Annotated in this window: 7 protein-coding genes and 1 tRNA gene; 4 read left to right on the forward strand and 4 right to left on the reverse strand. The window is 52.2% G+C overall.

Annotated features, from left to right (window positions below):
• Positions 1-24: 24 nt before the first annotated feature.
• The 3 genes from ACTF5M_RS01125 to ACTF5M_RS01135 all read right to left on the reverse strand — a co-directional run bounded on the left by ACTF5M_RS01125 (position 25) and on the right by ACTF5M_RS01135 (position 3,150).
• Positions 25-1,515: a tripartite tricarboxylate transporter permease gene (locus ACTF5M_RS01125; RefSeq protein ID WP_438959276.1), complete on the reverse strand. Its 1,491-nt coding sequence runs from the start codon at positions 1,513-1,515 to the stop codon at positions 25-27.
• A 7-nt stretch (positions 1,516-1,522) separates the two neighbouring features.
• Positions 1,523-2,068 (reverse strand): tripartite tricarboxylate transporter TctB family protein, encoded by a 546-nt coding sequence (locus ACTF5M_RS01130; protein ID WP_438959277.1) that lies wholly within the window; start codon positions 2,066-2,068, stop codon positions 1,523-1,525.
• A 68-nt stretch (positions 2,069-2,136) separates the two neighbouring features.
• Entirely contained in the window at positions 2,137-3,150 is a 1,014-nt protein-coding gene (locus ACTF5M_RS01135) for a tripartite tricarboxylate transporter substrate binding protein (RefSeq protein ID WP_438959278.1), read from the reverse strand.
• 465 nt (positions 3,151-3,615) lie between these two features.
• Here ACTF5M_RS01135 and ACTF5M_RS01140 point away from each other — a divergent pair, with 465 nt between their 5' ends.
• Positions 3,616-4,854: a malonyl-CoA decarboxylase gene (locus tag ACTF5M_RS01140; RefSeq protein WP_438959279.1), complete on the forward strand. Its 1,239-nt coding sequence runs from the start codon at positions 3,616-3,618 to the stop codon at positions 4,852-4,854.
• 11 nt (positions 4,855-4,865) lie between these two features.
• Positions 4,866-6,383: a malonate--CoA ligase gene (locus ACTF5M_RS01145; RefSeq protein WP_438959280.1), complete on the forward strand. Its 1,518-nt coding sequence runs from the start codon at positions 4,866-4,868 to the stop codon at positions 6,381-6,383.
• 489 nt (positions 6,384-6,872) lie between these two features.
• Here the strand turns inward: ACTF5M_RS01145 and ACTF5M_RS01150 are convergent.
• Positions 6,873-6,946 (reverse strand) — tRNA-Cys (locus ACTF5M_RS01150).
• A gap of 166 nt (positions 6,947-7,112) precedes the next feature.
• On the opposite strand from ACTF5M_RS01150, the gene ACTF5M_RS01155 reads away from it, so the two are divergent.
• Together ACTF5M_RS01155 and ACTF5M_RS01160 are read left to right on the forward strand one after the other, a co-directional pair.
• Positions 7,113-7,766 carry a protein-L-isoaspartate O-methyltransferase family protein gene (locus tag ACTF5M_RS01155; protein WP_438959281.1) on the forward strand — a complete coding sequence of 218 codons (654 nt, stop codon included), beginning with the start codon at positions 7,113-7,115 and terminating at the stop codon, positions 7,764-7,766.
• An 83-nt stretch (positions 7,767-7,849) separates the two neighbouring features.
• Positions 7,850-9,226: a TolC family outer membrane protein gene (locus ACTF5M_RS01160; RefSeq protein WP_438959282.1), complete on the forward strand. Its 1,377-nt coding sequence runs from the start codon at positions 7,850-7,852 to the stop codon at positions 9,224-9,226.
• Positions 9,227-9,299: the final 73 nt, after the last annotated feature.

Genomic DNA, 9,299 nt, shown 5'->3' on the forward strand with positions numbered 1-9,299 from the left:
AAATTCCTTGGCTTTGCCAGCGGCCTACGCACTGGCTTTGGTTGATTTAAAGGCCCGGTAGAGGCTAGTGGCTAGCGTCAAAACCCCTGCGGCTATCAAAAATGCGCAAATTGGACGCGAGAAATAGGTACCTAGATCGTAATGTACCATCTGCATACCTTGCGCGAAGTTCTGCTCGCCAATTTTACCAAGGATCAGGCCAAGTACGATACCGGGGATTGAGAACCCAGAGCGGCGCAGCAGATAGCCAAAGATGCCAGCGAGAAACATTACAATGACGTCTAGAACTAAACCGCGGCCGATATAGGCACCGGTTGTTGCCAACATCAAGATTAGCGGCGCGAGAAACTGAAACGGGATCTTCAGTAGGTTCAGAATCGTTTTTGTTTCAACAAGGCCAATTACCAAGATCGATAGGTTGGCATAGAACATCGCCGCAAAGACGATCCAGATCAGATCGGGTGACAGCATAAAGACCAGTGGTCCAGGCTGCAGATCATGCATTTGGAACACAGCGACCATCATCGCGGTCAGCGCACCACCTGGTAGACCCAGCGCCAGCAAAGGAATCATGGCAGCGCCCGTAGCAGCATTGTTGGCTGTCTCTGCGGAGATCACGCCTTCCAGCTTGCCCTTGCCGAATTCTTCAGGAGTTTTGGACCAGCGTACGGCCTCACCATAGCTCATGAAGGCAGCCAATGTAGCTCCTATGCCTGGCAAGATGCCGCATAAAAAGCCGACGATGATGGACCTGAGAACCGCAACTTTGTGCATCCATAGCTCCAACCATGAAGGGAAGGTCATGGATACTTTGGGTGCTTTATATTTGCCGCTCGCCTTTTTCTCGGCCTGTACAAATATTTCAGATACCGCGAAAAAGCCTAAGATTGCGGGCACGAATGCAATCCCGGCTGCTAAATCCACCATGCCAAAGTTATAGCGGTTAATGCCGCCAACGGGGTCTTGTCCAACCGTCGCGATTAAGAGTCCGATCAGAACAGACATCCAGCCCTTCCAGATAGTGCGCGCGCCTATTGAGGAGGCGACGGCCAGGCCAAAGAATACCAAAGCGAAGATTTCCGGTGGTCCAATGTTGCGAATAGCCCAATTGGCCAGCGGCTCTGTCGCCGCCATCATGACCAAGGATGAAGCTATGCCGCCGATTGCAGAGCATAGCACCGCGGCACCTACGGCTTTGCCGGATTGTCCGTTCTGGGTCATTGGATAGCCGTCGAAGGCCGTCGGCGCATTCTCAGCTGAACCGGGTATGTTGAAAAGAATTGCCGTGATCGCGCCACCATAGGTCCCCGTGCAGTAGATCACCGCGAAAAGCATCACGCCTTGCGCGGGCTCAAGCGCTGCTGTGAAGGGGAGCAAGATGGCGGCAAGGGTCAGCATACTTACGCCGGGAATGGCCCCAAACAGCATGCCACCGATGACGCCGAAAACAAATATGCCAATAGTGAATGGGTCGCCAAAAAGGGCTGCAGATCCAGCCAGAAAATTCTCTATCATTGCGCGTTCAGATTCCTTGCAGCTTTGCGTTCATAGTAAGTATCCACGCGCTGAAGTCATAGAACGGTGATATGTTGCCCTGGGGCAATGGTGCGTTCAGTATTACGAGGAACAGCCCTATGAACAATAGATAAATAAAGACCGTCATGATCACGATTGCTTTCCAGCGGCGCTCGCCAAATAGCCAGATAATGGCGGCGATGAAAAACGGCGCGGAGAAATAGATTCCAACCGGTTTGAGGAGCCACGCAAATACAATGGGCGTTAGCAAGACTGCCGTCATCCTCCGGATTGTTTTTGGATCGCTTAGATCAGCCTCATCATTGCTCGAACCGATCGTGCCCTGCGATAACGACCCGTTGCAATATTGAAACCAGATATTGCCAAGTGTCGCAAACAGTAGACAGCCAATGACTACGCGAGGCCATGCTGTGGCGCCATAGCGATAGATTTCTATCGGCTGGTTGAATTCGAATGAAAATCCATAAAAGGTGATTACAATCAGTAAGAAAGCTAATGCCTCAAGCAGATGTGCGCGCGTTAAATGTCCCACGTAGTACCCCTATAAGGTTTTGAATGTGCGCAGCGCCGTGGGCGCCGCGCAAAGCGTGGTGTTAGTGCTTATTGCACTTCCATGCCCATGGCCTTGTAGACGTCCCGATACTGCGCAATGGATCGCGTAATCAAGTCTTTCGCGCCTTCGGTTTCGCGGTAGCTGTCGATCACGGTCATGAACTTGGATTCATTGAACGCTTGATAGCTGTCCTCGCAATAGCCTCGCTGGAAAGCCCACTTTAGCCACTCAACACGGTCAGCAGGGGCGTCAGCGTGTACATAGAAACCGCGGAAGCGCAGCAGCGCCTCGAAATCCATGCCAGATTCGAGATGGGTCGGCACTTCTGCGAAGGCATCGGGGCGCTCTCCGAAGATTGTCAGGATTGGCTTGAACTGCCCCGCTTCGAGGAAGTTCCCCACGTCTCCTGGTTGTTCAAACAGCGCGTCGACTTGGCCGCCGAGCAAAGCGCCGTAGCGCGGAGCGCCCTTGTCGAAAGAGATCTGCTGGATTGACATGCCTGTTGCGTCGGTGATGAACTTCATCGTCACCCGTTCCATTGAGCCTTCTTTGGACACGTTGGCGATAGTAGCCTTGCCATCCTGCGCTTTTACCCATGCTACGAAGGAGGGCCAGTCGGTAAAGCGGGTCTCGTTGCTGCGGATGTAAATTTGGCTGAAGGTCACCTGGCTGATTGCCAGGGGGATCAAATCTTCCGCGGGGTTAGGTAGGGCAGAGTTCAGAGCGTGTGCCGATGAGGCGTCGTCGATGTGCTCCAGAACGTTGTAGCCATCGGCAGGCGCAGCCATGTAGGCTGTCATGCCGACCATCCCGGACCCACCTGGCTTGTGGTCGCGATTAATCGGAATGCCAGTCAACTCTGTCACGGCTTCAGCCATTGCAGCTGCAACTTGGCCTGAGCCGCCGGCTGGGCCATATGGCACAACCATAGTCAAGGCGCGTTCCGGGAAGCCGCTGGGCTTGTCAAAATTTGCTTCTGATCGTTTGCATTCAAATGCTGAAACAACGCTGGCGGTGAAAATAGCCGCGACACACGCTGTTGCTCCGAGTAGATTATTCATATTTTTCCTCCCAAAAGACAGCAGTCCTGTCCTCCCAAACGAAACCACCGTCCATTTACCAACCACATGAGCGCGGTTGCGAACCTTGAATTCTAAACAATGAAAACACTAATGCAAATTGTTTCATTTTGTTGAGGTTTAAGATTTTTAAGTAATTGAAAAAAAGTAAAAATTGTTATTCTCGTTGAGGGGGTGGTGACAAAAGTAACGTCGCTGACGCGTTTTTTACTCTTTGTGGAAGTCCATGGTCGATCGAATATTCGCCGTTGCTGAGATCACTTCCACCCAGGGAATTGCCCGATTCTGTGAAAGCCTTGTTGATAGAACTAGGCAAAGACATTGAAGCCGCAGGGGACGATTTGGCGTTCCTATATTCAATTTTGAATTGCCAGGCCTGTCGACATTAGCCGCACTTTCCATAATTATCGTAATTCTGATGCTTTAAGCCATGATAGGAGAGGCGATGTGAGCTATTTCAGCGAGTTGGTTTCAACTGTATTTGAGCGGCGCTATCAAAAGGCGCTCTCGAATGAAGTTGCTGACAGAACCGCATCGGAGTTGTGCGAAGACCTGCTTAGCAGTCACGGAGAGGTGTCAGGTGTCACTCTGGCACGCAACCTGCTGGATCGCTACGCGGGTATGACCCATGAGGAGAAAACAGCGTTTTTCGAATTCATGGCTCATGATCTTGAGATCAACCCGGATGACGTCATCAGTTCGCTAGAGAAGTACCGAGAGAAACCGGCCAAAGGCACGTACTGTGCCTTTGCTGCCGCATGTGAGCCGCGCCGTCAGGAACTAGCACGACGCCTTAATCAGGTTCCTGGTGCGACCGGACAATTGGTTCAGATGCGCAAGGACCTGTTGGGCATGATGAAAAACCGCCCTGATCTGGAACCGGTAGACGTAGATTTCAGGCATTTATTTGCGTCGTGGTTCAATCGTGGTTTTTTGGTGCTGCGGCCCATCGATTGGTCAAGCCCTGCGGAAATCCTTGAAAAAATCATTGCCTACGAGGCGGTGCACGAAATTGATAGCTGGGATGATTTGCGCCGCAGATTAAAACCGACTGATCGGCGTTGTTTTGGCTTTTTTCACCCGTCGATGGCAGACGAGCCACTCATCTTCGTGGAGGTGGCTTTGACGAAGGGTGTGCCCAATTCTGTTCAGGGCTTGCTCACAAATGACCGCGTAGAGATTGAAGCCGAAGATGCCGACACAGCGGTCTTTTACTCAATTTCGAACTGCCAAGCAGGTTTAGCCGGTATTTCGTTTGGCAATTCTCTGATCAAGCAAGTCGTCTCTGATCTGTCAAAGGACCTACCTAACTTGTCGACATTCGTGACGCTTTCCCCAATTCCGGGGCTGAATAAATGGCTTGGCGGTACTGACTTGGACATCTTAGAAGAGGCCGACAACCAAGCTGTTGCGGCGCATTATTTGCTTGAGGCGAAAAGGTCCGATGGGATGCCGTTCGACCCTGTTGCGCGGTTCCACTTGGGCAATGGCGCGCTGGTTTACGCCGTTCACGCAGAGGCAGACACGTCACCAAACGGGCGCAAGCAATCTAATGGGGCAATGGTGAATTACCTCTACGATGTTTCCCAAATTTCACAAAACCACGAGAAATTCGTGGGCGAACGGACTGTCGTCGCATCCGCTGCTGTCAAAGCGCTGAGCGGATCGGTCGCGCCCAAAAGTTAAGGAGACTGATCATGGCGAACCCGTTATTTGATACACTTTTCGGACGGCACCAAGGTAAGGCAACACCTTTCTTGGAGACGCCTGACGGGACAATCATTACCCATAGTCAGTTCCTTGATCTGGCCGCGCAATATGCACATGTGCTGGTGGAATCGGGTGTCGAGCCCGGCGACCGTGTTGCAGTTCAGATCGGCAAATCCCCCCAAGCTTTAGCCGTCTACGCGGCATGTGTTCAGGCTGGGATCGTGTTCCTACCTTTGAACACGGCTTACACGCCTGATGAAGTCTCGTACTTTGTTGAAAATAGCGGCGCGCGCATACTGCTGTGCGATGGCAAGCGGTCTGAGGCTTTGGCCCCCATCGCCGCGGCAAATGGTGCCATTCTTGAGACTATGAATAGCGACGGCAGCGGTAGTTTTGCTACCAAAGCCGCCCTCATGGCTTCTGTATTTTCAGCGGTTGAATGCTCGGAAAATGACTTGGCCGCGTTCCTTTATACGTCTGGGACCACAGGTCGCTCAAAAGGTGCCATGCTGACGCAAGCCAACCTGCTTTCAAACTGCACAACTCTGACAAAAGAGTGGGCGTTCACATCCGATGATGTGCTGCTTCATGCGCTTCCGATTTTTCATACCCATGGGCTGTTTGTGGCAACAAACATAGCGTTACTGGCGGGTAGTAAAGTCATCTTTATGCCTAAGTTTGATCTGGATGTGATCATTGCCCATATGCCCAAGGCAACCACGATGATGGGGGTCCCGACCTTCTACACGCGTTTATTGGAGGATCCGCGTTTTACAAAAGATCTTGCGCAGCACATGCGTCTGTTCATTTCTGGAAGCGCGCCTTTGTTGGCGGAAACCCACGTACAATTCGAACAGCGCACAGGCCACCGTATTCTTGAGCGTTACGGCATGACCGAGACCAACATGAATACGTCTAACCCTTACCAGGGCGAGCGTCGCGCCGGTACGGTTGGCTTCCCGCTTCCGGGTGTTGAGGTCAAAATTACCGACAGCAATACCGGAGCTACTTTGCCTCAAGGCGAGATCGGCGAAATCGAAATACGTGGACCCAACGTCTTTAAGGGATACTGGCAGATGCCCGAAAAAACAGCAGAGGAGCTACGTGAGAACGGGTTTTTCATCACAGGGGATTTGGGCCAGATCGACGAAGATGGCTATCTGCACATCGTTGGGCGCAACAAGGATCTGATTATTTCGGGTGGCTATAATATATACCCAAAGGAAATTGAATTGCTGCTCGATGCCGAAGATGGTGTTCTTGAAAGTGCAGTCGTAGGAGTTCCACATCCAGATTTTGGCGAAACGGTCCTTGGTATTCTTGTTGCCAAACCTGGGGCAGAACTTGATCTTGATGCGGTCAAACAGAGTATCTCAACCTCGCTTGCCCGCTTCAAGCACCCGCAAAAACTGATTGTTGTTCCTGAGCTTCCACGCAACACGATGGGCAAAGTGCAGAAGAAGGCGCTACGCGAAGAGTACAAAGACTTATTCGTTCCTGCATGATGTCACGGTGTAACGTGAGGTTGCATTTGCGCATCTCATAGGTCGGTTGTCAGCAGACAGAATGATGGGTGAGGCTGCGGCGTTGCCGATCACTTTGCGGCTGTTTCGCTAGCGGAGGGCAGGGGGGTCACTTGGACCACTCTCTGTGTTCCAAGGCTACTGTAGCCTTGGCTCAACCAAATTTAGGCTAATCCTATGGAATTTAAGGTGCGCAATACCAAGCGCTGGCAGGCATCTTATCGTTTCTGGTGACCTAAAGGTTGGCGTTAAGTAGTCTGTGCGCGTTTACGCCATTTGCTACACTTGTGCATTAGCTGGGTATATAAGTTTGAAGAGTTATATCGTCACGTCCATCGTGATTAAGTAATAGCGCTGAAGTTTACAGACCGATCCGGTTTTCCCGCGTTTCAATGTACGAAATATAGTTTTTAATTGCATGCGATATCTAAAGTGCATCACCGTAACAGCGGCTATGTCTTGAGGTGTAAATGGAGGCGAGTACCGGAATCGAACCGGTGTACACGGATTTGCAATCCGCTGCGTCACCACTCCGCCAACTCGCCTCGTGCGTTTGCAATGCAATCGCGTGGTGTAGCGTTGATTTAGCGGTGCAGTTGCCATTGCACAACCCAAAATCGTCTGCTGCGTACTGACTGCGAACGCCATTGCAGCCTTCTTTGTGCTGTGGCAAAAGCACGGACATATCCAGCAGCCAACGGGATCTACGATATGAGCGATTTTGCAACACGCCGCCGCATAATGGTCGACACACAAGTACGTCCGTCGGACGTCACGAAGTTCCCGATTATTGATGCAATGTTGTCGATCCCGCGTGAGGTCTACGTACCATCCTCAAAGCGTGAAGCGGCTTACATGGACGGTGAAGTTGCATTGGGCGGGGGGCGTGTTTTGTTAGAAGCACGCAGCTTTGCCAAGCTTCTTGATGCGCTGACCATCGACACTGACGACCTTGTTCTCGACGTGGCCTGTGGGCACGGCTACTCCACGGCGGTTTTGGGACATATGGCTGGGGCTGTTGTTGGTTTGGAAAGTGATGCTGAGATGGCCGAGATTGCTCAGAGTAATCTATCAGAAAACAGTATCGATAACGCGGCCGTCAAAGATTGTGGCTTAGCGGATGGGGCGGCTTCTGAGGGGCCTTTTGATGTGATCGTGATTAACGGTGGCGTGGAAGTTGTACCGGATGCGTTGCTGGCACAGCTAAAAGACGGCGGCCGTATTGGTGCGATTATGATGGAAAACGCGCTTGGCCGCGCCATGATCGGTCACAAACAAGATGGTAAAGTGAGCTGGCGTTTCGCATTCAACGCAAACGCGCCGATCCTGCCAGATTTCCAAGCGGCAACTGCCTTTCAGCTTTGACACTCTGAAAACTATACTAGATAGTTCAGCTAAGGTGGGACGTGGTTTTCGCGCCCGCAGCTGATCTCTAGGAAGCTTTTCTAATGTTCTCAACGCCTCGTCGTCTCGCGTATCTTCTTGCAACTGCGATCACCATCTTTTCAGCTCTGGTGCCTCAGGCATCTGCTGCGGATAGTTTAAAAGACGCGTTGATCGGGGCCTACAAACACTCGGGTCTGTTGCAACAGCAGCGCGCGCTGCTACGTGCTGCTGACGAAGATGTGGCGCAGTCAATGGCTGCGCTGAAGCCGGTCATTGCTTTTTCTGCGGCGGCGACTGGCACAAACCAAAATTTTTTGAATTCGTTTGACTACAGCGCTTCTGGAACACTTTCGGCGCAGATCACACTTTACGATAACAACCGCTCTCGGCTTGGGGCAGAGGCCGCTAAAGAGGCTGTTCTGGCGGGTCGTGAAGGGCTTGTTTTGGCTGAACAGCAGATTTTGCTCCGCGCAATTGACGCGTATCTTGACGTCCGGCGTCAGCGCCAATTGGTGGCGCTTCGCAATAATAACCTGACCTTGCTGAACCGCGAATTGCGCGCCGCTCAGGACCGCTTTGACGTCGGCGAAGTGACGCGAACAGATGTTGCCCTTGCAGAGGCTCGTATGGCCAGCGCGCGTGGTGATCTTGCGTCTGCGCAAGGTGCGCTTAGCCGTGCAATGGCGGAATATGCAAACGCCGTTGGGCGTAAGCCGGGTGATTTGCAAGCGGTCAAGCCTGTTCCAAGTCCTGCAAAATCAATCGCAGCGGCGGCAGAATTTGCACAGCGTAACCACCCAAGCGTAAAGCGTGCGCAGCGTGAAGTGACCGTTGCCGAGTTGAATGTAGCACGCGCCGAAGCAGCTATGGGCAGCACAGTAACGCTTAAGGGCGTTATCGGGGTTGATGATGATTTTGACACGATCGAAACCGCCCAAATCGAACTAAGTCAGCCAATTTACCAAGGTGGTAGTCTGTCGTCCCTGGTGCGCCAAGCTCAAGCGCGTCGTGACGCAAGCCTGGCAAATGTGCATGTTGCGAGCAACGATGTGCGTCAATCAGTTGAGAACGCCTTTGCGGATTTGTCTATTGGACGGGCACAAATTGAGTCGGCCGAGCGTCAGGTGCGTGCTGCACAAACGGCATTTAACGGGGTGCGTGAAGAAGCAAAGCTTGGTGCACGGACGACACTTGATGTGCTTGATGCTGAGCAGGAACTGTTGAACGCGCGCACACAACGCATTAGCGCGTTGATAGACGAACGGCGTGCATCCTACGGGGTGCTGGTTGCCATGGGACTTTTGACTGCTGATTATCTGGAGCTCGGCATTCAGACATATGACCCCGCTGGTTACTATGAGTTGGTCAAAGATGGTCCGACGAAAAAATCCAAGCAGGGCCAACAGCTTGATCGTATTCTCAAAGGCCTGAGCAAGTAACCACATTACGCGTGTGATTTACCGTTTGCGCAGCAACCTGTTGTCGCGCGCGGGATGCTCGGCTAGTGTTGCA

Origin of the sequence: Nereida sp. (genome assembly GCF_965655635.1) — a bacterium.
Lineage (GTDB): Bacteria > Pseudomonadota > Alphaproteobacteria > Rhodobacterales > Rhodobacteraceae > Nereida.

What these genes read in the sequence shown, in the direction of transcription:
- ACTF5M_RS01125 (WP_438959276.1), bottom strand. Translation starts at nt 1,515, where the DNA reads ATGATAGAGAATTTTCTGGCTGGATCTGCAGCCCTTTTTGGCGACCCA.
- ACTF5M_RS01145 (WP_438959280.1), top strand. Translation starts at nt 4,866, where the DNA reads ATGGCGAACCCGTTATTTGATACACTTTTCGGACGGCACCAAGGTAAG.
- ACTF5M_RS01160 (WP_438959282.1), top strand. Translation starts at nt 7,850, where the DNA reads ATGTTCTCAACGCCTCGTCGTCTCGCGTATCTTCTTGCAACTGCGATC.
- ACTF5M_RS01155 (WP_438959281.1), top strand. Translation starts at nt 7,113, where the DNA reads ATGAGCGATTTTGCAACACGCCGCCGCATAATGGTCGACACACAAGTA.
- ACTF5M_RS01135 (WP_438959278.1), bottom strand. Translation starts at nt 3,150, where the DNA reads ATGAATAATCTACTCGGAGCAACAGCGTGTGTCGCGGCTATTTTCACC.